The organism is Burkholderia sp. 9779_493, assembly GCF_015712215.1.
GTDB lineage: Bacteria > Pseudomonadota > Gammaproteobacteria > Burkholderiales > Burkholderiaceae > Burkholderia > Burkholderia cenocepacia.
The window spans coordinates 105,279-127,639 of the sequence record NZ_JACCQA010000018.1 but is presented as its reverse complement, the minus strand read 5'-3'; the positions used below and the strand labels follow the sequence as shown (position 1 = coordinate 127,639).

20 protein-coding genes are annotated in these 22,361 nt (G+C 69.6%); 9 read left to right on the top strand and 11 right to left on the bottom strand.

Annotation, left to right across the window (positions count from 1 at the left end):
- Window positions 1-54 precede the first annotated feature (54 nt).
- Window positions 55-1,092: an AraC family transcriptional regulator gene (locus tag H0X95_RS20145; RefSeq protein ID WP_006486061.1), complete on the top strand. Its 1,038-nt coding sequence runs from the start codon at window positions 55-57 to the stop codon at window positions 1,090-1,092.
- A gap of 66 nt (window positions 1,093-1,158) precedes the next feature.
- Here H0X95_RS20145 and H0X95_RS20140 read toward each other — a convergent pair whose 3' ends face one another.
- The 5 genes from H0X95_RS20140 to cysD all read right to left on the bottom strand — a co-directional run bounded on the left by H0X95_RS20140 (window position 1,159) and on the right by cysD (window position 7,880).
- A complete protein-coding gene (locus H0X95_RS20140) occupies window positions 1,159-2,205 on the bottom strand; it encodes a lactonase family protein (RefSeq protein ID WP_058901630.1) in 1,047 nt (348 codons plus the stop codon).
- Entirely contained in the window at window positions 2,192-3,559 is a 1,368-nt protein-coding gene (locus H0X95_RS20135) for an MFS transporter (protein WP_006486057.1), read from the bottom strand. The genes H0X95_RS20140 and H0X95_RS20135 overlap by 14 nt, the downstream gene beginning before the upstream one ends.
- 232 nt (window positions 3,560-3,791) lie before the next feature.
- A complete protein-coding gene (locus H0X95_RS20130; RefSeq protein WP_006486068.1) occupies window positions 3,792-4,979 on the bottom strand; it encodes a helix-turn-helix transcriptional regulator in 1,188 nt (395 codons plus the stop codon).
- Window positions 4,980-5,085: 106 nt separating this feature from the next.
- Window positions 5,086-6,984: a sulfate adenylyltransferase subunit CysN gene (cysN, locus tag H0X95_RS20125; RefSeq protein ID WP_196446148.1), complete on the bottom strand. Its 1,899-nt coding sequence runs from the start codon at window positions 6,982-6,984 to the stop codon at window positions 5,086-5,088.
- Window positions 6,984-7,880, bottom strand: a complete 897-nt coding sequence (gene cysD / locus H0X95_RS20120; RefSeq protein ID WP_006486056.1) for a sulfate adenylyltransferase subunit CysD — start codon at window positions 7,878-7,880, stop codon at window positions 6,984-6,986. Before cysD ends, cysN begins: the two co-directional genes overlap by 1 nt.
- Window positions 7,881-8,094: 214 nt before the next feature.
- Here cysD and H0X95_RS20115 point away from each other — a divergent pair, with 214 nt between their 5' ends.
- The 4 genes from H0X95_RS20115 to H0X95_RS20100 are packed head-to-tail and all read left to right on the top strand — an operon-like array spanning window position 8,095 to window position 12,225.
- Window positions 8,095-9,204, top strand: a complete 1,110-nt coding sequence (locus H0X95_RS20115) for a DUF1214 domain-containing protein (RefSeq protein ID WP_006486054.1) — start codon at window positions 8,095-8,097, stop codon at window positions 9,202-9,204.
- Entirely contained in the window at window positions 9,201-10,394 is a 1,194-nt protein-coding gene (locus tag H0X95_RS20110; RefSeq protein WP_006486067.1) for a sulfotransferase family protein, read from the top strand. Before H0X95_RS20115 ends, H0X95_RS20110 begins: the two co-directional genes overlap by 4 nt.
- Before the next feature lie 41 nt (window positions 10,395-10,435).
- A complete protein-coding gene (locus H0X95_RS20105; protein ID WP_006486063.1) occupies window positions 10,436-11,227 on the top strand; it encodes an SDR family oxidoreductase in 792 nt (263 codons plus the stop codon).
- Between the two features lie 17 nt (window positions 11,228-11,244).
- Window positions 11,245-12,225, top strand: coding sequence for a hypothetical protein (locus H0X95_RS20100; protein ID WP_034201530.1), 981 nt, complete (start codon window positions 11,245-11,247; stop codon window positions 12,223-12,225).
- A gap of 74 nt (window positions 12,226-12,299) precedes the next feature.
- On the opposite strand, the gene H0X95_RS20095 is transcribed toward H0X95_RS20100, so the two are convergent.
- Both H0X95_RS20095 and H0X95_RS20090 read right to left on the bottom strand, forming a co-directional pair.
- Window positions 12,300-12,752: a nuclear transport factor 2 family protein gene (locus H0X95_RS20095; RefSeq protein WP_006486058.1), complete on the bottom strand. Its 453-nt coding sequence runs from the start codon at window positions 12,750-12,752 to the stop codon at window positions 12,300-12,302.
- 13 nt (window positions 12,753-12,765) lie between these two features.
- The gene (locus H0X95_RS20090; RefSeq protein ID WP_006486060.1) at window positions 12,766-13,245 is read right to left on the bottom strand and encodes an SRPBCC domain-containing protein; all 480 of its coding nucleotides are present in this window, start codon (window positions 13,243-13,245) and stop codon (window positions 12,766-12,768) included.
- 326 nt (window positions 13,246-13,571) lie between these two features.
- Here H0X95_RS20090 and H0X95_RS20085 point away from each other — a divergent pair, with 326 nt between their 5' ends.
- Complete coding sequence (locus H0X95_RS20085) at window positions 13,572-15,050, top strand: cryptochrome/photolyase family protein (RefSeq protein ID WP_058901627.1); 1,479 nt, start codon at window positions 13,572-13,574, stop codon at window positions 15,048-15,050.
- 22 nt (window positions 15,051-15,072) lie between these two features.
- Here H0X95_RS20085 and H0X95_RS36195 read toward each other — a convergent pair whose 3' ends face one another.
- The 3 genes from H0X95_RS36195 to H0X95_RS20075 all read right to left on the bottom strand — a co-directional run bounded on the left by H0X95_RS36195 (window position 15,073) and on the right by H0X95_RS20075 (window position 17,519).
- Window positions 15,073-15,195, bottom strand: coding sequence for a hypothetical protein (locus H0X95_RS36195; protein WP_006488066.1), 123 nt, complete (start codon window positions 15,193-15,195; stop codon window positions 15,073-15,075).
- Window positions 15,186-16,418: an MFS transporter gene (locus H0X95_RS20080; RefSeq protein WP_059721194.1), complete on the bottom strand. Its 1,233-nt coding sequence runs from the start codon at window positions 16,416-16,418 to the stop codon at window positions 15,186-15,188. Before H0X95_RS20080 ends, H0X95_RS36195 begins: the two co-directional genes overlap by 10 nt.
- 159 nt (window positions 16,419-16,577) lie before the next feature.
- Entirely contained in the window at window positions 16,578-17,519 is a 942-nt protein-coding gene (locus tag H0X95_RS20075) for a LysR substrate-binding domain-containing protein (RefSeq protein ID WP_006497790.1), read from the bottom strand.
- A 233-nt stretch (window positions 17,520-17,752) separates the two neighbouring features.
- Here H0X95_RS20075 and H0X95_RS20070 point away from each other — a divergent pair, with 233 nt between their 5' ends.
- The gene (locus H0X95_RS20070) at window positions 17,753-18,796 is read left to right on the top strand and encodes an alpha/beta hydrolase family protein (RefSeq protein WP_034201535.1); all 1,044 of its coding nucleotides are present in this window, start codon (window positions 17,753-17,755) and stop codon (window positions 18,794-18,796) included.
- 127 nt (window positions 18,797-18,923) lie between these two features.
- Window positions 18,924-19,679: a 4'-phosphopantetheinyl transferase family protein gene (locus H0X95_RS20065; protein ID WP_059721195.1), complete on the top strand. Its 756-nt coding sequence runs from the start codon at window positions 18,924-18,926 to the stop codon at window positions 19,677-19,679.
- 21 nt (window positions 19,680-19,700) lie between these two features.
- Here the strand turns inward: H0X95_RS20065 and H0X95_RS20060 are convergent, their stop codons facing one another.
- Entirely contained in the window at window positions 19,701-20,621 is a 921-nt protein-coding gene (locus H0X95_RS20060; RefSeq protein WP_059721196.1) for a glutamate/aspartate ABC transporter substrate-binding protein, read from the bottom strand.
- Between the two features lie 213 nt (window positions 20,622-20,834).
- On the opposite strand from H0X95_RS20060, the gene hutH reads away from it, so the two are divergent.
- Window positions 20,835-22,358 (top strand): histidine ammonia-lyase, encoded by a 1,524-nt coding sequence (gene hutH / locus H0X95_RS20055; protein WP_006488089.1) that lies wholly within the window; start codon window positions 20,835-20,837, stop codon window positions 22,356-22,358.
- The last annotated feature ends 3 nt before the right edge of the window (window positions 22,359-22,361 follow it).

Here is a 22,361-nt window from a genome sequence, read left to right as displayed (position 1 = left end):
TCATTGCGGGCCAGCGACGCTACAATCCGCCGAAACCGCTCCGGAGTTAGCCGCATGGCCCTGTCCGTTCCGGATGCCGCGCGCCAGTTGAACAAGGCGACGGTGTCGTCCGCGTATGCGCTGTTCATGCTGATGCTGGCCGAGGAGCGCGGCATCGACGGCGGTCGCATTCTCGCCGGCTCGGGCGTCGAGCGCGACCGGCTCGCGCAGCCCGATGCGCGCATCACGCCGCTGCAGCAGGCGGCGATCGTGTTCAACCTGCTCGACGCGACCGACGATCCGTCGATCGCGATCGAGATCGGCCTGCGCAGCAGCCTCACGAAAGCGGGACTGATCGGCTTCGGGCTGATGAGCTGCGCGACGCTCGGCGAGGCGATCGCGCTCGGCATCCGCTACCTGCCGACGCGCGTGCCGTTTTTCTCGGTGCGGCTCGCGCAACTCGACGGCATCGTCGACATCGACGTGCTCGAAGCGTTTCCGCTCGGCCGGCTGCGCCAGTTCGCGGTGGAAAACTTTCTGGTCGAAACCGCGATCCTGTTCAATTCGCTGCTGTATCCGACGCCGGGCCGCACGCTCCAGTCGCGTGCCGAACTCCATTTCGAATGGCCCGAGCCGCCGTGGTTCGAGCGTTATCGCGCGCGGCTGCCGCGCTGCCATTTCGATGCGAGCGCGAACCGCATCCGCTGCGACGCCGCGCTGCTCGACGAGCCGATCGGCACCGCGAACGCGCAGACCGCGCAGATGATCGTCCAGCAGTGCGAGGCGGAACTCGCGCGGCTCGGCTATGCGGAGAGCATCGTCGAGCGCGTGCGCAACCTGCTGATCTGCGGCGAAGGCGGCTATCCGTCGGTCGACGACGTCGCGCGCGAGCTGCATGTGTCGGCGCGCACGCTCAAGCGCAAGCTCGCCGAATACGGCGCGACCTATTCGGCGCTGCTCGACGAGATCCGGCTGCGCGACGCGTTGCGGCTGCTCGAAGGCACGCGGCTGCCGGTCGACGAGATCGCGGCGCGCGTCGGCTATACCGATCGCGCCAATTTCACGCGCGCATTCAAGCGCTGGACGGGCGTCGCGCCGAGCGAGCGGCGCTGAACGCCGCACCCGCATCGGCGTGCAGGTTCCCGTACGGGCGCCGTTTCTTCTTCAGACCGCCCGACTTCAGACGATCGCGACCCAGTTCGCGCCGCGGCCGCCCGGCACGCGCGCGTGCAGCGACAGCGTGCCGTCGTCCGGCGCGATCGCATACACCGCGACGTGTTCGGACTGCTCGCCGCAGGCGATCAGCCAGTGTCCCGACGGATCGATCGCGAACCCGCGCGGCTGCGCTTCGGTGGCCGTCGCGTGCGCGGGGGCGAACGACCCGTCGTCGTTGCGGCGATAGCCGAGCAACCGGCTCGACGTGCGTTCGCTGACGTACGCGAAGCGCTCGTCGGGCGTCAGGTGCAGGTCCGCGGCCCACACGGACGGCTCGACAGGAGCGGGCGGGCGCGCATGGCCTTGCGCGAGCGCGGCGACGGCCGGATGACGCGCGCTCACGTGTGCGTCGCCGAGCCGGCCGGTGGCGGTGTCGCGGACGAAGGTGGCGAGCGTGGCCTGGAATTCGCTGACGACGACGAGCGTGCGGCCGTCATCCGCGAATCGCAGGTGACGCGGACCGAAGCCGGCCGGCACGCGCGTTTCGCCGTGTTCGACCGCGCGCAACCCGGCGGCGTCCTCGACGAGCGCGAAGCCGAACACGCGGTCCGAGCCGAGCGAGCTGACGTACGCGAAGCGGTTGTCCGGCGACACGATCACCGCGTGCGCGTTCGCGATGCCGCCCGCGACCTGCAGCGGCGTACCGTCGCCGTCGCGCACGCGCGCGGCGTCGTAAAGGCTCAGCGAATGGCCGCCGTACGACGCGCCGAGCAGCCAGCGGCCGCTGCGGTCGAGCGACAGGTACGCATGACTCGCGTCGATCGCGGTCGTGCCGATGCGCGCGAGCGCGCCCGTGGCCGCGACGCGGAACGCGACGATCGTCGGCTGTTCGCCGCGGGTCGCGACGTAGAGCCGCGTGCGGTCGGCCTGCACGGCGATCGGCATCGCGACGTCGGCGGCGGGATAGCGGGCGAGCGGCGCGAGCGTGCCGTCGCCTGCGAGGGAGAACGTGGCGAGGTCGCCGTCGACGGCATTCGAGACGACGACGGTCAGGCGGTCAGTGTTCGGCATGGCGGAGCATCGGAGCGTGCGTGAAGGATTCGTCGGCCGGCTGGCCGCGCGGCGGCTCGCTGCGCCGGTGCGTGCGCGCGAACAGCGCGGCGACCGCGGCGACGAGCGAAGCGATCGCGAGCGCATACAGCCCGCCCGTGATCGAACCCGTATGTTGCTTCAGATAGCCGAAGGCCGTCGGCGCGACGAAGCCGCCGAGGTTGCCGACCGAGTTGATCAGCGCAATCACGGCGGCGGCCACGCGCGTGTCGAGATAGCCCTGCGGGATCGGCCAGAACAGCGACGCCGCGGCCTTGAAACCGAGCGCGGCGAAGCAGATCGACGCGAACGACCACACCGGACTGGGCGACGTCGACGCGAACAGCCCGCACGCGGCGAGCACGAGCGAGAACGCGAGCCAGCGCTGCGGATGCTTCCACTTCGACGACAGCACCGCGAAGCCGTACATCGCGCCGATCGCGATCATCCACGGAATCGTGTTGTACAGGCCGACCTGGAAATCGGTGAGGCCGCCCATCCTGCGGATGATGGTCGGCAGCCAGAACGTGGCCGCGTAGATCGTCAGCTGGATCGCGAAATACAGGAAGCAGAACAGCATGATCTGCGGATCGCGCAGCAGCGCGGTGGCGCGCACCGGCACGTTCGAGCGGACGTCGCGCGTCGCACGCTCCGCGTCGAGCGCGTGCTGGAGCGCCGTGCGTTCCTCGGCCGTGAGCCACGTCGCGTCGCGGATATGCGATTTCAGCAGCAGCCAGCTCGCGCCGCACAGCGCGACCGAGAACAGCCCTTCGATCAGGAACATCCATTGCCAGCCCTGCAGGCCGAAGCCGCGGATCGACAGCAGCGCGCCGGTCACGGGCCCGGACAGCACCGACGCGAACGCGGAGCCGCCGAGGAAGATCGCCATCGCCTTGCCGCGTTCCTGCGGCGGCAGCCATTGCGACAGGTACAGCACGACGCCGGGGAAGAAGCCGGCCTCGGCCGCGCCGAGCAGGAAGCGCAGCGTGTAGAACGACGTGTCGTTCCACACGAACGCCATCGCGGCCGCGACGATGCCCCACGTCGCCATGATCCGTGCCAGCCAGACGCGCGCGCCGTAGCGCTGCATCAGCAGGTTCGACGGCACTTCGAACAGCGCATAGCCGACGAAGAACAGCCCGGCGCCGAGCCCGTACGCGGCCGCGCCGATGCCGATCGACGCTTCGAGATGGCGATCGACGAAGCCGACGTTCACGCGGTCGATGTAGTTCGCGATGAACATGATCAGCACGAGCGGCAGCACGTGCCACTTCACTTTCGAGACGGCCGACGCGAGCGGGTCGCGGCCGGGCAGGGCGGACGAGGGCGGGTTCAAGGGTGTCTCCGGTCGGGCGGCGGACGGGGCGGCAGCCCGCGTCGGCGTCTGGTTGGCGGTCGATGTAGTATGTCGTCGTATGACATGGTACGCCGGAGCATCGACGATGACGTCGCGGGTTTACCCGGAAATTTCCTAAAATTTGGCGAATGCCGGTGATCGACGCGTCATTCGACAACGTCTGATGACGTATGACGTGAAATGAGATCGTGCCGAGTGCCGGCACGGCGCGCTACGCCATCGACACCACGCTGTTGAGCAGCGTCTTCACGAGCACGGCCTGCCGCGTCGCACCCGTTTTCGCGAAAATGCCGCGCAGGTGCGCGCGGGCAGTGTTCTTCGTGATGCCGGTCGCGGCCGCCGCTTCGTCGAGCGTCAGCCCGTCGACCAGCAGCAGCGCGATTTCGGTTTCCATCGGCGTGAGCCGGAACAGCCGGTGCAGCATGTCGCGTGATGTCTGCGGCGACGCGGCCGGATCGCGGACGAACACCGCGACGGCCGGCCGATGCTGGCGGTCCTCGGCGCCGCGATAGGGCGCGAGCGGGCGCAGCAGCACGCTCAACGGCATCGCGCCGCCGGGACGCGACAGCGTGGTGGCCTCGATGCGCGTGAGCGCCCCGGCGCGGAAATGCTCGAGCGCGGCCTGCAGCGCCTTCTGCAGCCGGCGCTCGTCGAGCGGGCACGACGCGTGAAGCCGCTCCTGCCGCACGCACAGCCCGTCCTGCTGGTCGATCAGCCGTTCGGCGATGCGGTTGCGCTTGATCACGCGGCCGTCCTCGTCGACGATCGCGGTGCCGACGTCGAGCCGGTCGACGGTGCCCGCATACAGCGCGCGTTCGGCATCGAGGACGTCGAGCGCCGCGTGCAGCTCGACCGCGCGTTGCAGGTGCGGCAGCAGCGTCGCGACCTGCGCGCGCTCGGTCGCGTCGAAATCGCGGCCGCCGTGCGGGCGGCTCACGAAGAACGCGCACTCGACGCCGCGTTCGCCGCGCAGGTTCGCGCCGAGGATGTAGCGCAGGTCGAGCGGCTGCAGGTATTGCCGGTAGAAATCGTGCGCGCGCCACGCGGCGTCGCCGAACAGGCGGTCGGCCGTGAACACCTGGCCGGGCGGGTGGTCGAGAAACGGGCACAGCGCATAGAACTGCTCGCTGTACGACGGTTCGCCGGGCAGCAGCGGGCCGTGTGCGGACGCGTTGATGATCAGCCCGTGTCGCGCGCCGCCCGGATTGCGCAGCACGAGCGTCGTGAAGCTCGCATCGAGTCGCACGCGAACCGCTTCGAGAAAGCCGGCCCACGGCGTGGTTTCAGACGGACCCTGATAGACGAGCCCGAGCCATGCGCTGAGCTCGCGCGCGCTCCATGCCGCGTCGTCGAAACCATCGTGCGCGGCCGTGTCGCCGGGCGCCAGCGCGATCCGCATGCTCGTGTTCTCCTGGTCCGGATGAAGGATTCCGAACCAGCATAGCGGCCCGCCTGCCGCGCGCGTCATCCGAACGGAGTAGGCGACGCGGGCAGGCGGGCGCCGCTTACGCCGCGCGTTCGCGCAGCAGGTACGTGACGATGCGATCCGCCGCGACCTCCGGCGACTCGGTCACCGTGTCGACACGCAACTCCGGCTGCACGGGCGGCTCGTACGGCGAATCGATGCCGGTGAAGTGCTTCAGCTCGCCGCGCCGCGCCTTCTTGTACAAGCCCTTCGGATCGCGCTCCTCCGCGACCGCGAGCGGCGTGTCGACGAACACTTCGACGAATTCGTCCGGGCCCGCCAGCGCGCGCGCCATGTCGCGCTCGGCGCGGAACGGCGAGATGAACGACACGAGCGTGATGAGCCCCGCGTCGAGCATCAGCCGCGCGACTTCGGCGACGCGCCGGATGTTCTCCACGCGGTCGGCCTCGGTGAAGCCGAGATCGCGGTTGAGGCCGTGCCGCACGTTGTCGCCGTCGAGCAGGTACGTATGCTTGCCGAGCGCGTGCAGCCGTTGCTCGACGAGGTTCGCGATCGTCGACTTGCCGGCGCCCGACAGCCCCGTCAGCCACACGATGCGCGGCGTCTGCGCCTTCTGCCGCGCGCGCGCGTCGCGATCGACGTCGACGGCCTGCCAGTGCACGTTGTGCGCGCGGCGCAGCGCGAAGTGCAGCATCCCGGCGCCGACCGTGTCGTTGCTGAAGCGGTCGATCACGATGAAGCCGCCCGTATGACGGTTCCGGTCGTACGGATCGAACGCGACGGGCCGGTCGAAGCTCAGGTTGCACACGCCGATCTCGTTCAGCGCGAGCGCGCGCGCGGCGAGATGCTCGCGCGTGTTCACGTCGATCTTGTACTTCGGCGTCGCGCAGGTCGCGCCGACCGTCTGCGTGCCGAGCTTCACGAGATACGGGCGGCCGGGCAGCAGCGGCTCGTCGTGCATCCACACGAGCGTCGCCTCGAACTGGTCGGCGACTTCCGCCGGCGCGTCCGCACGCGCGATCAGGTCGCCGCGGCTGATGTCGATTTCGTCGGCGAGCGTGAGCGTCACCGCTTCGCCGGCGCGGGCGATGCCGGCTTCGCCGGCCGGCGTGATCACCGACGCGACGCGGCTTTCCCTGCCGGACGGCAGCACGCGCACGCGTTCGCCGACGCGAATCTCGCCCGACGCGATGCTGCCCGCGTAGCCGCGGAAATTCAGGTGCGGACGGTTGACCCATTGCACCGGCAGCCGGAACGGTTCGTCGTGCGTCACGCGCGCGGCGAGCGGCAGGCGGTCGAGATGCTGCATCAGCGGCGGGCCCGCGTACCACGGCATCCGTGCGCTCGGCGCGATCACGTTGTCGCCGCGCAGCGCGGACATCGGAATGCTGACGATCTCGGCGAACCCGAGCTCGGCCGCGAACGCGCGGTAGTCCGCATCGATACGCTCGAACACGGCCCGGTCGTAGTCGACGAGGTCCATCTTGTTGATCGCGAGCACGACGCGCTTGATGCCGATCAGCGCGACGAGATGGCTGTGACGGCGCGTCTGCGTGAGCACGCCCTTGCGCGCGTCGATCAGGATCACCGCGAGATCGGCGGTCGACGCGCCGGTGATCATGTTGCGCGTGTACTGTTCGTGGCCGGGCGTATCGGCGACGATGAACTTGCGCCGCGCGGTCGCGAAGAAGCGGTACGCGACGTCGATCGTGATGCCTTGCTCGCGTTCGGCCGACAGGCCGTCGACGAGCAGCGCGAAATCGAGTTCGCCGCCCTGCGTGCCGACCTTCTTCGAATCGGCTTCGAGCTGCGTGAGCTGGTCGTCGAACAGCATGTTCGATTCGTAGAGCAGGCGGCCGATCAGCGTGCTCTTGCCGTCGTCGACGCTGCCGCAGGTGATGAAACGCAGCAGGTCCTTCGTTCGCGTCTCGTCGGCGTGGATAGGGGGCGCCTCGGGCGCGGCGAGTACGTGTGCCATCAGAAATATCCCTCCTGTTTCTTCCTTTCCATCGAACCGGCCGAATCGCTGTCGATCAGCCGTCCCTGGCGTTCGGACGTCCGCGTGTCGCGCATCTCCCGCAGGATGTCGTCGAGCGTCGTCGCGTCGCTGTCGATCGCGCCCGTGAGCGGATAGCAGCCGAGCGTGCGAAAGCGCACGTTGCGCATCCGCGGCACTTCGCCGTCACGCAGCGGCAGGCGTTCGTCGTCGACCATGATCAGCGCGCCGTCGCGTTCGACGACGGGCCGTTCCTTCGCGAAGTAGAGCGGCACGATCGGGATGTCGTGAAGCCGGATGTACTGCCAGATATCGAGCTCGGTCCAGTTCGAGATCGGGAACACGCGCAGGCTTTCGCCCTTGCGCTTGCGCGCGTTGTACAGCGACCAGAGCTCGGGGCGCTGGCGCTTCGGGTCCCAGCGGTGCTGGTCCGAACGCAGCGACACGATGCGCTCCTTCGCGCGCGATTTCTCCTCGTCGCGGCGTGCGCCGCCGAACGCGGCGTCGAAACCGTAGTGATCGAGCGCCTGCTTGAGCCCTTGCGTCTTCCACACGTCGGTGTGCACGGCCGAGCCGTGCGTGAACGGATTGATGCCGTTCGCGATGCCGTCGGGGTTGACGTGCACGCGCAGGTCGAGGCCGAGGCGCGCGGCCGTCTCGTCGCGAAACGCGATCATCTCGCGGAATTTCCACGTCGTATCGACGTGCAGTAGCGGAAAGGGCGGCTTCGCCGGGTAGAACGCCTTCATCGCGAGATGCAGCATGACCGAGCTGTCCTTGCCGATCGAATACAGCATCACCGGGTTCTCGCTCTCGGCCACGACCTCGCGCATGATGTGGATGCTTTCGGCCTCCAGCCGCTCCAGGTGGGTCAACATCGTTCGTCTCCTTGTTTCATGCCGGCGCCGCGCGACATGTGCGGCGTTGCGGGCATGGCGCCAACGGTATCCAGCGGGCGGCATGCCGCTCTTCGTCCGGGTGGACTAAACCGGCACGCGGCCGTGGAGCGGATCTTTCCTTAGTCCACCCGGACGAAGTGGCGCGCGGCGGCGCCGCTTAAGGTGAGCGCTCGACCATCGGCGGAGACGACACATGACGGATGACACACGCGCCACGCAATTGCTTTCGGGCCAGACCTGGGCCGATTTCTGCGACACCCTGAAACGCAGCGGAGAACAGATCCTGCGCACCGACGCGCCGGACGATCCGCTCACGCGTGCGGAAGGCTTCCGCTACCTGAGCCGACTGATGCGCATCGCGCTGGAAATGCACGTCGAGTTCGCGGACGGCGCGTGGCCGGGCTTCTTCTCGCCGTCCCACGAGACCGCGAAGATCGGCGCCGACAACCCCGACAACCTGTACCAGTACGCGCGCGTCGACGGCCGCTGCGAATACCGCGTGACGGGACGGCGCGGCACGGTCGCATACCTGAGCTTCGGCACACAGAAGGGCGGCTACGAGACCGACGGCAAGATGCTGCAGACAGGCTTTCTCGACGCGAAGCAGCTCGAGATCGCGCCGGACGGCAGCGTCGAGATCGTGTTGAGCGCGACGCCGCGCGCGGGCAACTGGGTGCGGATGGAGCCGGACACCAACGCGCTGCTGGTGCGCCAGACCTTCCTCGACCGGCGCACGGAGACGCCCGCGCAACTGAAGATCGAACGCATCGATGCGCAGGCGCGCCCCGCACCGCTCGATCCGCTGGCGCTGCAGGGCGGCCTGATGCGCGCCGCGCAGTTCGTCGAGCAGACGTCGAAGCTGTTCGCGGACTGGGCCGCGAGCTATCGCCCGCACGTGAACGCGCTGCCGCCCGCCGACCAGGCGCTGTGCCAGTCGGTCGGCGGCGATCCGAACATCTACTACTACCACTCGTGCTGGTCGCTCGCCGCCGACGAGGCGCTCGTGATCGACGTCGATACCGTGCCGGACTGCGATTTCTGGAACGTGCAGCTCAACAACTACTGGATGGAGTCGCTCGACTATCGGCACTTCGACATCTGCGTGAACAAGCACAGCGCTCGGCCCAATGCGGACGGCGGGGTGACGGTGATCGTCGCGGCCACGCGGCCGGGCAGCGCGAACTGGCTCGATACCGCCGGGCATCGCACCGGCACGATCTGCTGGCGCTGGGTGGGCGCCGCGCAACCGGTGCATCCGCGCACGCGCGTCGTGAAGCTCGCCGCGCTGAAGGAGGCCGCATGAACGCGCCGCTCGACCAGGCTCGCACGCTGCTCGCCCCCGACGGCTTGATGGCTGAGGCCGTGTCGCGCACGGGCGGGCTCACCGCGTTCGGCGACGGGCCGTATCGCGACGCGCTCGACGTGATGTGCGCGTCGCTGATCGACGAAGCGGCGCTGTCCGCGCGCGGCGCGGCGATGATGCGCGAAAAGCTCGTCGGCCAGCTCGTGAACCGGCTCGTCGTCGAGGATTACTTCCGGCGCCATCCGGAGATCGCGGACATTGCAATCGACGATCCGCTCGTGATCGTCGGCCTGCCGCGTACGGGCACGACGCTGCTGCAGCGGCTACTGGCCGTCGACCCGCGCTTTCATTCGGCCGCGTGGTGGGAAACGCGCTACCCGGCGCCGCTTGCCGGCGAGACGCTCGACGCGCCGGCCGTGCGCATCGCGCGCGCGCAGGCCGAGGTCGCGACGATGATCGACTGCATCCCGCAGATCCTGACGATCCATCCGCTCGACGCGATGCTCGCCGACGAGGAATTCATGCTGATGGAGCATTCGTTCGTGTGCGCGATGGATTCGTACGCGAACGTGCCGCGCTATACGGCCTGGCTCGCGCGGCAGGATCTCACGCCGGTCTACACGTACCTGAAACGGATGCTGCAGTTCCTGCAGTGGCAGAAGGCGCGGCGCGGCGTCGCGCCGGCCGAGCGCTGGCTGCTGAAAACGCCGCAGCACCTGCATGCGCTTGACGTGCTGTGCCGCGTGTTTCCGCGTGCGCAGGTCGTGCTCACGCACCGCGATCCGGCGCAGACGATTCCGTCGATGGCGAGCATGGCGCACACGCTGTGGCAACTGTACGCGGACGATCCCGATCCGCTCGCCGTCGGCGCGCAGTGGAACGCAGGGATGGCGCGCGCGATCGGTGCGGCGATGGCGGCGCGCGATGCGCTGCCGGCCCACCGGTTTCTCGACGTGCGGTTCGAGGACACCGTGTCGAATCCGCTGGGGGTGGCGCACGCCGTGTATGCGTTCGCCGGCATGTCGGTCGATGCGCGGCAGCGTGCGGCGATGGCCGACTGGATCGCGCGCAACGGCCGCGACAAGCGCGCCGCGCACGACTATTCGATCGCCCGCTTCGGCTTCACCGACGCGCAACTCGCGCACGACTTCGCCGCGTATCGCGCGCGGCACCTGCAGGCCGCCGTCTGACGGCCGCGTACGCAAGACGAACGACAACCAGGAGACAACCCATGTTGCTGAAGGACAAGATCGTCGTGATTTCCGGAATCGGGCCGGGACTCGGCGTGAAGCTCGCGGTCGAAGCCGCGCGCGAGGGCGCACGCGGCGTGGTGGTCGCGGCGCGCACGATGGAAAAGCTCGACGACGCCGACGCGCGAATCCGTGCACTCGATGTCGATTGCGCGGTGCTGAAGGTGCAGACCGACATCACCGATCGGGCACAATGCCGGCAGCTCGCGACGCGGGCCGTCGAGCGCTTCGGCCGGATCGACGCGCTCGTGAACAGCGCGTTCGTGCATGGGACGTTTCCGGAGCCGGTGGAGCAAGCCGACCTCGACGGCTGGCGCGCGGTGTTCGAGACCAACGTGTTCGGTACGATGGCGCTCACGCAGGAAGTCGTGCCGCACATGAAGCGGCAGCAGCGCGGCGCGATCGTGATGATCAACACGCAGGCGACCCGCAAGCCGTTTGCAGGGGAGGGCGGCTACGCTGTATCGAAGGGCGCGCTCGCGGTTGCGGCAAAATACCTGGCGCGCGAACTCGGCGTGCACGGCATTCGCGCGAACAGCATCCACATGGGCTGGATGTGGGGCGTGCCGACGCAGACCTATTTCCGGCAGGCGGCCGCCGACTACGGGATGACGGAGGCGCAGATCGTTGCGCCGATCGCGTCGAACATCGCGCTCGCGAAGCTGCCGACCGACGACGATTGCGCGCGTGCGGCGCTGTTCCTCGCGTCCGACTACGCGAACGCGGTGACGGGCGCGACGCTCGACGCGAACGGCGGCGATTTCATGCCTTGACGATGGAGCCACGGATCATGCAGGACAACCAGTACGCGCGACACGTCTTCGCGTTCAACGGCGACGCGGACGGCCTGTGCGCGCTTCAGCAACTGCGGCTCGCGGAACGCGTGCCCGGCACGCTCGTGACCGGCGTGAAGCGCGACATCGGGCTGCTCGAGCGCGTCGACGCGCGCGCGGGCGACCTCGTCACCGTGCTCGACGTATCGCACGACCAGAACCGCGACGCGTGCGCGCGATTGCTGCGTGACGGCGCGACGGTCCGTTATTTCGACCATCACTTCGCGGGCGCGCTGCCCGACGATCCGCGCTTCGACGCGCATATCGACACGGCAGCCGACGTCTGCACGAGCGCGATCGTGAATCGCTATCTCGGCGGCCGGTACGTGCGCTGGGCGATCGTCGCGGCGTTCGGCGACGAACTGCCGGCGCTCGGCGACGCACTCGCGCGCGAGCATGGGGTCGACGAAGCCGAGCGTTGCGTGCTGGCCGAGCTCGGGCTCTACCTGAACTACAACGCGTACGGCGAGTGCGTCGGCGATCTGCATTTCGATCCGGCGGCGCTCGCGGACGCGATGCTGCCGTGCACCGATCCGCTCGAGTTCGTGCGCGAGACGGCCGTGTTCGCCGCGTTGCGCGACGGCTACCGCGACGACATGGCGCGCGCGTGCGCACTCGCGCCGCTGCGCGAGGTGCCGGGCGCGACGCTGGTCCGGATGCCCGACCACCCGTGGGCGCGGCGTGCGACCGGCATGCTCGCGAACGAGCGGATGCGCAATGCGCCGCATGCGGCGCTCGCGGTGCTGTCGCCGCGCGCGGACGGCGGGTTGGTCGTCAGCGTGCGCGTGCCCGACGGCCGGCCGATCGGCGCGGACGAGTTCTGCCGCGGCTTCGCGACGGGCGGCGGGCGCAAGCGCGCGGGCGGCATCAACCATCTGCCGGAAGCCGAGTTCGACGCATTCGCCGAGCGTTTCGAGGCCGCGTTCCGGCTCGACTGACGCCGCGATCGACGCAATGCATCGACGCTGCGCGCGTCGCGCAGCCATCGCACGGCGCGCGTAGCATGACCGGATCAGCCGATCGTCCCGGCGAGCGCGGCCGGCACGTTGTGGCCGTAGCAGCGCGCCTCGACGCGCTCGGCGATGCGCGAGCCGTGCGCGGTACGCACGAACCGGTCGACGTACCACAGCCCGAGAAACATCACCTGCGTGCCGCCGTCCGGCAGCGCGACTTCCATCGGATTGAAGCAGATCGTGCGGCCGCGCGCGGTGTCGCCGTCGAGCCGGATCGACAGGTTGCCGACCAGATGCTGATACCGCGGAAATCGCGGCAGCACGGTGCGCAGCCACGCTTTCACGTCCGGATAGCGACCGGCGATGCCGCCCATTGCGCGACAGTCGATCGCCGCGTCGGGCGTGAATACCGTGTCGAGCGCATCGAAGTCGCACGAGTCGATCGCGCTCGAATACGGGACGACCCGCTCGCGGATGTCGTGATGATCGGACAGCGTGTGCAGATCGGGCATCGACCGCTCCCGCTCAGCTGCTTTTGCGCGTGCGTGCCGCATGCAGCGCTTCGGCGCGCCGCTTCACGTCGCGCGCGCACTGATCGAAACCCTGTTTCACCCACGCGCCGTGGTGCTGCATGATCGTGTCCGCGTTGACGCCGAGGAACTGGTCGGTCGTGAAGTAGCGGCAGCGCTCCGCGCCCGTCGCGTCGATGTACTGGTCGCGGCGCGCGGCGTCCTTGTTGTCGTCGGTCGGGCGTTGCTCCCACGACAGCAGGCGTTCGGGCTCGTATGCGACGAGGATTTCGTCGACGGGAATCACGGTCTCCGTGCCCGGAATGCGAATCTGCATGTGCACGAAATCGCCGAGTTTGCCGGTCGTTTCGAAGCCGATGCAGAACGTGTTCCATTCGCCGTAGCGCGGGAAGTCGGTCAGCACTTCCCAGACGACGGCGGCCGGCGCATCGATGTCGACGGTGATCGAGGTGACGAGATTCGAGGGTTTGGTCATGGCGGCGGATCGGATCAGGCTGCGCGCCCGCGTGGCTTCAGGCGGTGCAGCGGTCGGAAGGAATCGCGCCGGTATCGGCCGGCGCGCGCGACGGGTGCGGCGCGGAGCAGGCGGGGCCGGTCGCGGCCGGCGACGTGCGGCGCCGCGCGGCGCACCCGACATCGAGCGTAGGCCGGCGCGCACGGTGAAGAATCGTCGGAACGGACTAAGGCGTTTCACCGGGCGCGGCGGGGCGGCAGGATTGGCCCGACCGTCGGCGGCGTCGACACCGCGCCGCGCAGCCGCGACAATACGCATCTCTTTTCGCTTTCGTCATCGAGGTGCCCGTGCCCGCCCAGTCGTCCGTTGCTCCCGCGATCGTCTGGTTCCGCGACGATCTGCGCGTGACCGATCAGCCCGCGCTGACGCGTGCGGTCGAATCCGGCCGGCCGCTCGTGTGCGTCTTCGTCGACGACACGGGCGCCGGCGCCGGGCCCGCGCTCGGCGGGGCGGCGCGCTGGTGGCTGCACGGGTCGCTGGCGGGGCTCGACGCCGCGCTCGCGCGGCATGGCGGGCGCCTGCTGCTGTTGCGCGGCGACGCGCAGCGCGAGATCGAGCGACTCGTTCGCGACACGGGCGCGGCGGCCGTGTACTGGAACCGCCGCTATGCGCAGCCGCAGCGCGACGCCGACGCGGCGCTGAAGACGTCGCTCAAGGCGCGCGGCGTGACGGTCGAGAGCAGCAACGGCAGCCTGCTGAACGAGCCGTGGGAGGTGCTGACGGGCAGTGGCGGCCCGTATCAGGTATTCACCGCGTACTGGCGCGCGGCGCGCCGCGATCGCGCTGTCGCCGCGCCGCTGCCGGCACCCGGGCAGATCGTGTTTCATTCGTGGCCGAAGGCCGTGCGCGACCGCGCGCTGGCGCTCGACGCGCTCGCGTTGCGTCCGCATGCGCCGGACTGGGCCGGCGGACTGCGCGATGCGTGGCCGGCGCCCGACGAAGCCGGTGCGCATGCACAGCTCGATGCGTTTCTCACGACATCGCTCGCCGGCTATGCGGATGCGCGCGACCGTCCCGACCGCCCGGCGACGAGCCGGCTGTCGCCGTTCCTGCGCTTCGGCAACGTGTCGCCCAGGCAGGTGTGGCATGCGGTGCAGGGCGCGGCGAGCGCGGGCGGCGCGGCATACGCGGCCGATGCCGACAAGTTCCTGAGCGAGCTCGGCTGGCGCGAATTCAGCTACACGCTGCTGTATCACTTCCCGACGCTCGCGACCGACAACTTCCGCGCGCAATTCGATGCGATGCCGTGGCGCGACGATCCCGCCGCGTTACGTGCATGGCAGCGCGGCCGGACCGGCTACCCGCTCGTCGATGCGGGCCTGCGCGAGCTGTGGACGACCGGCTGGATGCACAACCGCGTGCGGATGGTCGTCGCGTCGTTCCTGATCAAGCACCTGCTGATCGACTGGCGCGCGGGCGAAGCATGGTTCCGCGATACGCTGGTCGACGCCGATCCCGCGAACAACGCGGCGAGCTGGCAGTGGGTGGCTGGCTGCGGTGCCGATGCCGCGCCGTATTTCCGCATCTTCAATCCGGTCGCGCAGGGGCAGAAGTTCGATCCGGACGGCGCGTACGTACGGCGCTGGGTGCCCGAGCTTGCCGGCCTCGACGATGCGTCGATCCATGCGCCGTGGGAAGCGTCGCCGCTGGCGCTCGAAGCGGCCGGCATCCGGCTCGGCATCGACTATCCGGCGCCGCTCGTCGAACACGCGGCCGCGCGTGCCCGTGCGCTGGACGCGCTGACCGCGTTGCCGAAGCGCCGCTGACCGTACGCCGCGGTTCGCCGCCTCAATTGCAGAACGCGACGTGCTCGAGCAGCGCGTAGGCGACGTCGGAACCGAAGTAGGCCGCGCCGCACCACGCGACGAACGCGAGCGTGCCGGCGGTCAGGGCCGCACGGATCAGGCCCATGCCGCGCGGCCCGACGCCGGGCGGGCGACGCGCGCGTCGTCGATCGGCAGGTGCAGCAGCGCCGCGAGCACGCCGAGCGCGATCGAGCCGAGCCACAGCGGCAGGTACGAATGCGTCGCGTCGTACACGAGCGCGCCGAGCCACACGCCGAAGAAGCTGCCGAGCTGGTGCCCGAAGAACACGAAGCCGAACAGCGTCGCGATGTAGCGCACGCCGAACACCTGCGAGATCACGCCGTTCGTCAGCGGCACCGTGCCGAGCCATGTGAACCCCATCACGGCCGCGAACACGTAGACGCTCGCGGGCGACAGCGGCGCGGTGACGAACGCGGCCATCGCGAGCGCGCGCACGAGATACAGCACCGACAGCACGTACTTGCGCCGCAGCAGCCCGCCGAGATGGCCGCACGCGTAGGTGCCGGCCACGTTGGTCAGCGCGATCAGCGCGAGCGCGACGCTCGCGTGGCGCGCCGGCAGTCCGTGGTCGAGCAGGTACGCGGGCAGGTGCGTCGCGATGAACGCGAGCTGGAAGCCGCACGCGAAGAAGCCCGCGTTCAGCAGCCAGAAGCCGCGATGCGCGAACGCCTCGCGCACGGCTTCGCCGATCGACTGGTCGGGGCCGGCGGCGGCGCTGGCCACCTGCGCGGGCCGGTCGCGCAGCAGCACCGCGAGCGGCGCGAGCAGCGCGGCGACGAGCGCCAGCGCGATGAACGCGTGGCGCCAGCCGATGCCGCCAATCAGTGCCTGCGCGACGGGCACCATGCAGAACTGGCCGAGCCCGCCGATCGCGCCGGCGACACCGAGCGCCCAGCCGCGCCGGTCGGGTGGAAACAGGCGGCTCAGCGCGCCGTAGATCGACGCGAACGCCGAGCCCGACAGCGCGATGCCGATCACGAGGCCGGCGCCGACCGTGAACAGGCCGGTCGTGGCCGCGTGCGCCATCGTGACGAGCCCGGCCGCGTACAGCAGCATGCCGGCGACGATCACGCGCACCGAGCCGAAGCGGTCGGCCACCATCCCGGTGAACGGCTGCGCGACGCCCCAGATCAGGTTCTGCAGCGCCAGCGCCAGCCCGAACGCTTCGCGCGACCAGCCGTGGTCGAGCGACACGGGCGCGAGGAACAGGCCCTGCACGTGACGGATGCCGAGCGCGGCGCCCATGATCAGGCCGCCTGCCAGCACGGGCAGCCAGCGGCGCCGGACTTCCTGCTCGATCGGGGTCATGCGTGTCTCCGGATGAAGGCGCGCGGCGAAACGGCCGCGCTCGATCCGATTAGACGATCGCGGCTGCCGTCGCTCAAGCGATCATTCGGTCAGGTTCGCATGCGCAACGGGAATGCGAGGGCGCGCTTGCCTGCCCGCACGGGTCTCCGCGCGGCCGGCTCAGGCCGACGTCGTATCGTGCGCGTGCATCGCCGCGTCGCATTCGGCCGCTTCGGCGAGCATCCAGTCGCGCACGTCGGCGACTTCGCGGCGCGGGGCCGGATCGTGCTGGAACAGCCAGTAGCCGTACGTTTCCGACAGCGTCTGCGTGTGCGGCCCGAGCACCGCGAGCCGGCCGTCGGCGAGCATCGGCGCGACCAGCGCGAGCCGGCCGAGCGCGATGCCCTGGCCGGCGATCGCGGCCTGGATCACCTGGTCGTACTGGTTGAAGCGCAGCACGCCTTTCGGGCGCGCGTCGTCGAGCCCGGCCGCATGCAGATGCGCGTGCCACTGCAGTTGCGGTTGCGGCGGCCCGTCGAATTCGAGCAGCACGTGATCGGCGATCGCGGCCGCGCTCGTGACCGGCCGCGCAGCGAGCGCGGGGTGCGCGACCGGCACGACGATCTCGTCGAACAGGCGCAGCGCGCCGGCCGGCGCGCGCTCGCGCGGGCAGTAGCGGATGCCGAGGTCGATGCCTTCGGCGCGCAAATCGAGTACCTTGTCGTTCGCGGCGACGCGCAGGTCGATCCCGGGCAGCCGCGCCTGCAGTCGCCCGAGCCGCGGCAGCAGCCACAGCGCGGTGACGCCGATGCTGGCGGTGATCGTCACGGGCTGACGCTCGCGCGCGGCGGCGAGCGACGCGACGGTGTCCTGCAGGCCGTGCAGCGCGGCATCGGCGACGCGGAACAGTCGCTCGCCTTCCGGCGTGAACGCGATCTTCCGGTAGCCGCGCTGCAGCAGCGCGACGCCGAGATGCGCTTCGAGCGCATGGATCTGACGGCTGACCGCCGACTGCGTGACGCACAGGTCCTGCGCGGCGAGCGTGATGCTCATGCGGCGGCCGACGGCGACGAAACCGCGGACGAGATCGAGCGACGGGAGACGGACGAGTGGCGTTGACATGCGCGTGACTCATGCGAACGGAGCAGCAAGATTGGTTGAGAACGCGGCACGCGTCAAGTTCAATGGAGGCCGGTTGATCGCGAATGAAGGGGCCGAGCAGGCGCCGAAGCGCCCACCGGGCCGACCGCGATGCATCGGGTCCGAATCGGCGCTGAAGCGCTCACTCGGACCGACAGCCATGCATGGGACTTCAGTAAGCGCCAAAGCGCTAACTGAGGTCGACAGGAGACACGATGACGATTTCGAACGAAGCAGGCGGGGCGGCGGCGCAGGGCAGTCGCGCGGCGGGGGCGTTGCCGCCCGAGCCCGTGACGCTGCGCGCAGCCGACGGTTACGCATTGCGCGGCCACGTCTGGCGCCATCGCGGCGGCGGCGCCGTGCGGCCGGTCACGGTGATCAATTGCGCGACGTCGGTGCGCTGCGACTACTACTTCCGCTTCGCGGCCTGGCTGTTCGCGCAAGGGCGCGACGTGCTCGTCTACGACTATCGCGGCATCGGCGGGTCGCGCCCGGCGCAGCTTGCGAAGCTGCGCGCGAACTGGCTCGACTGGGGGCGGCTCGATTGCGAGGCCGCGCTGCACTACGCGCGCGACGCGTTTCCGGGCCAGCCGCTCGATGTGGTCGCGCACAGCATCGGCGGCTGCGTGCTCGGCCTCGCGCCATCGAACGTGCATGTGCGGCATGCGGTGACCGTCGGCGCGCAGTATGCGTACTGGCGCGATTACCTGCCGGCCGAGCGGCGCCGCATGTGGTGGAAGTGGCATGTCGCGATGCCGGCGCTCGCGGCCGTGTTCGGCTACGTGCCCGCGAAGCGGCTCGGCTGGATGGAGGACACGCCGCGCGGTATCGCGCTGTCGTGGGCGCGTTCGCAGCCGCGTTTCGAGGACGGCTACATCGGCCGCGAGCTCGACGACAGCGGCGCGAGCCGCGCCGCGTTGCCGGCCCGCTTCGCGGGGCTGTCGGCGCCGATGCTTGCGATCGGCCTCGACGACGACGCGTTCGGCACGGTCGACGCGATCGAGCGGCTGGTCGGCTATTACACGGGCAGCAACGTCACGCATCTGCGGATCGCGCCGGCCGACATCGGCGTCGACGCGATCGGCCATTTCGCGTTTTTCCACAGCCGCTTCACCGATACGCTGTGGCCCGTCGCGCTGTACTGGCTGCAACACGGCGTGCTGCCCGCCGACGCGCCGGGCGCCGTACATGCGCTGCATCCGGCTTCGCGTGGACGAGTGACGGGAAGCGGCGTGCCGGGTAGGGCCGCGAACGGGTGATCGGGGGGCAGACACGAACGCGTCACGCCGCCCCCGTTCAATTCCCGATCGTGTCGCGGCGGCCTCGGGCGGCCGCGATCGATTAACATCGGACGTTTCGTTTCACAGCACAGGCTGCCGCGCGCCGATGTCCATTCCGTCCGATTCCGCTTCTCCCGTTGAAACGCCCCGCGCATGGCGCGTGCACGCACTCGACGTGCCGCCCGCCGCGGCGCGCGCCGGCGTGCGGATCGCGCGCGTCGATTTCGACTGGCGCGTGCCGCTCGCGTCGCCCGCGTATGCGGCGCTGAGCGGCGACGAGCGCGCACGCGCCGCGCGCTTCCTGCGGCACGAGGATGCGGTACGCAGCGCCGCGACGCGCGCCGCACTGCGCGACGTGCTCGGCGCGGCGCTCGGCATCGCACCACGAGCGGTCGCGATCGTCGTCGACGCATCGGGGCGGCCGTCGCTGGACCGCGCGCATCGCGCGTCGCTCGACTTCAACGTATCGCACGCAGGCGATCATGCGCTGATCGCGTGGGCGCCGGCAGGCCGCGTCGGCGTCGATATCGAGGGCTGCAACCGCGCGGCCGACTGGCGCGCGCTGACGCGCGAAGTGTGCGCCCCCGCGGAGGTCGCGTATCTCGACAGCCTGCCGGGCGGCACGCGCGAGCGCGAATTCATGCGGGTGTGGTCCGCGAAGGAGGCGCTGCTCAAGGCGCTCGGCACCGGCATCGTCGGCGGGCTGCGCGCGTTCGCGGTCGTGCCGCCGCGCGACGCCACGACGCCCGCGACGACGATCGTCGAGCCGGCCGCGCCTGCTGCCGGCGTCGCGGCGTTCGACGCGGCGTGGCTCGACGCGGCGCCCGGCTACGCGGCATGCGTCGCGTGGACGCGCGCGTAAGCCGGGGTCGACGCGCGGCGCTTACTCGAGCGGCGCGTCGTTCGGCGCCGCATAGCGCGCCTTGATCACGTCGCTCATCGGGAAGTCGAACGACAGCCCCTTCGGCGGCACCGGCTTCATGAACCATTTGTCGTACAGCGCGTCGATCTCGCCGCTTTTCATCAACTGCACGAGCACGCCGTCGACGAGCGCCTTGAACTGCGGATCGTCCTTGCGCAGCATGAACCCGTAGGCTTCCGACGATTGCGGCGTGCCGACGAGCCGCCAGTCGGCCGGTTTCGCGGCGAGCTGGCGCACGCCCGCGAGCAGCACGTCGTCCATCATGTAAGCGGCCGCGCGGCCCGATTCGAGCGTGAGGCGCCCTTCGCCGTAGTCCTTCGCGCTGATGATCTGCATGTTCATCTTCTTTTCCTCGTTCATCTTGCGCAGCAGGCGTTCGGACGTCGTGCCCTGGTTCGTCACGACCGTCTTGCCGGCCAGATCGGGGAAGTCGCGGATGCCCGACGTGGTGCGCGTGAGCAGGCGCGTCGTCGCGACGAAGAAGGTGGTCGAGAACGCGACCTGCGCATGGCGTGCGGCGAGGTTGGTCGTCACGCCGCATTCGAGATCGACGGTGCCGTTCTGCACGAGCGGAATACGGTTCTGCGACGTGACCGGAATGAAGCGCACCTGCAGATCGGGCTTGCCGGTGCGCGCCTTCACCGCGGCGATCACGCGATCGCACAGGTCCTGCGAGAAGCCGATGACCTTGCCGCTCGCATCGACGTAGGAGAACGGCACCGACGTTTCGCGATGACCGATCGAAATCAGGTTGGCCTGCCGGATCTTCTCGAGCGTGCCGGACAGCGGTTCCGCGGCGACGGATGCGCCGCACGCGAGCACGCATGCGGCGACGAGCAGGGAGCGGCCGAGGCGGGCGGCGAAGCGGGACGGGAAGGGCATGACGGTCTCCGGGGCGAGTGGTGATCCGTATGTTGCCAAAAACAAAATAATTGCAACACATGTTAAGCCCCGTGCGTCGCCGGCCGGCCGGGCGGGCCGCGCCGGACATCAGGGAAACTCCCGAGTCGAATTCGGTGAAAAACGGGTTGTCTAGACAAGTTGACGTGGCTACACTTCAATCCATTCCGAACTTGTCTAGACAGGATTGCTCACATGATTACGTTGACCCCCGGCCATCTGACCCTCCCGCAACTGCGCCAGATCGCACGCGAATCCGTGCAACTGAAGCTCGATCCGGCGAGCTTCGCGAAGATCGACGCCGGCGCGAAGGCCGTCGCCGACATCGCCGCGAAGGGCGAGCCGGCCTACGGCATCAACACGGGCTTCGGCCGCCTGGCCAGCACCCACATCCCGCACGACCAGCTCGAACTGCTGCAGAAGAACCTCGTGCTGTCGCACGCGGTCGGCGTCGGCGAGCCGATGGCGCGTTCGTCGGTGCGCCTGCTGATGGCGCTGAAGCTGTCGAGCCTCGGCCGCGGCCACTCGGGCATCCGCCGTGAAGTGATGGATGCGCTGATCACGCTGTTCAACGCCGACGTGCTGCCGCTGATCCCGGTGAAGGGCTCGGTCGGCGCGTCGGGCGACCTCGCGCCGCTCGCGCACATGTCGGCCGTGCTGCTCGGCGTCGGCGAAGTGTTCATCCGCGGCGAACGGGCGAGCGCCCTCGACGGCCTGCGCGTCGCGGGCCTCGCGCCGCTGACGCTGCAGGCGAAGGAAGGCCTGGCGCTCCTGAACGGCACGCAGGCGTCGACCGCGCTGGCGCTCGACAACATGTTCGCGATCGAAGACCTGTACCGCACGGCGCTCGTCGCCGGCGCGCTGTCGGTCGACGCGGCAGCCGGCTCGGTGAAGCCGTTCGACGCGCGCATCCACGAACTGCGCGGCCATCAAGGCCAGATCGACGCGGCCGCGTCGTACCGCGAACTGCTCGAAGGCTCGCCGATCAACCAGTCGCACCGCGACTGCGACAAGGTGCAGGACCCGTACAGCCTGCGCTGCCAGCCGCAGGTGATGGGCGCGTGCCTGGACCAGATGCGCCATGCGGCCGACGTGCTGCTGGTCGAAGCGAATGCCGTTTCGGACAACCCGCTGATCTTCCCGGACACCGGCGAAGTGCTGTCGGGCGGCAACTTCCATGCGGAGCCCGTCGCGTTCGCGGCCGACAATCTCGCGCTCGCCGCATCGGAAATCGGTGCGCTGGCCGAACGCCGCATCGCGCTGCTGATCGACGCGACGCTGTCGGGCCTGCCCCCGTTCCTCGTGAAGGACGGCGGCGTGAACTCCGGCTTCATGATCGCTCACGTGACGGCAGCCGCGCTCGCATCGGAAAACAAGACGCTCGCGCACCCGGCGTCGGTCGACTCGCTGCCGACCTCGGCGAACCAGGAAGACCACGTGTCGATGGCGACGTTCGCCGCGCGCAAGCTCGCCGACATCGCGGACAACACGAAGCACATCCTCGCGATCGAACTGCTGGCCGCCGCGCAGGGCGTCGACCTGCGCGCGCCGTACCACACGAGCCCGAAGCTCGCGCCGGTGATGGAGACGATCCGCAGCCAGGTCGCGCACTACGAACTCGACCACTACTTCGCACCGGACATCGCGGTGATCGCGAAGCTGGTCGGCGAGCGCGCGTTCGCGAAGGTCGCGCCGTTCTCGTTCGCATCGGAACAGTAAGCC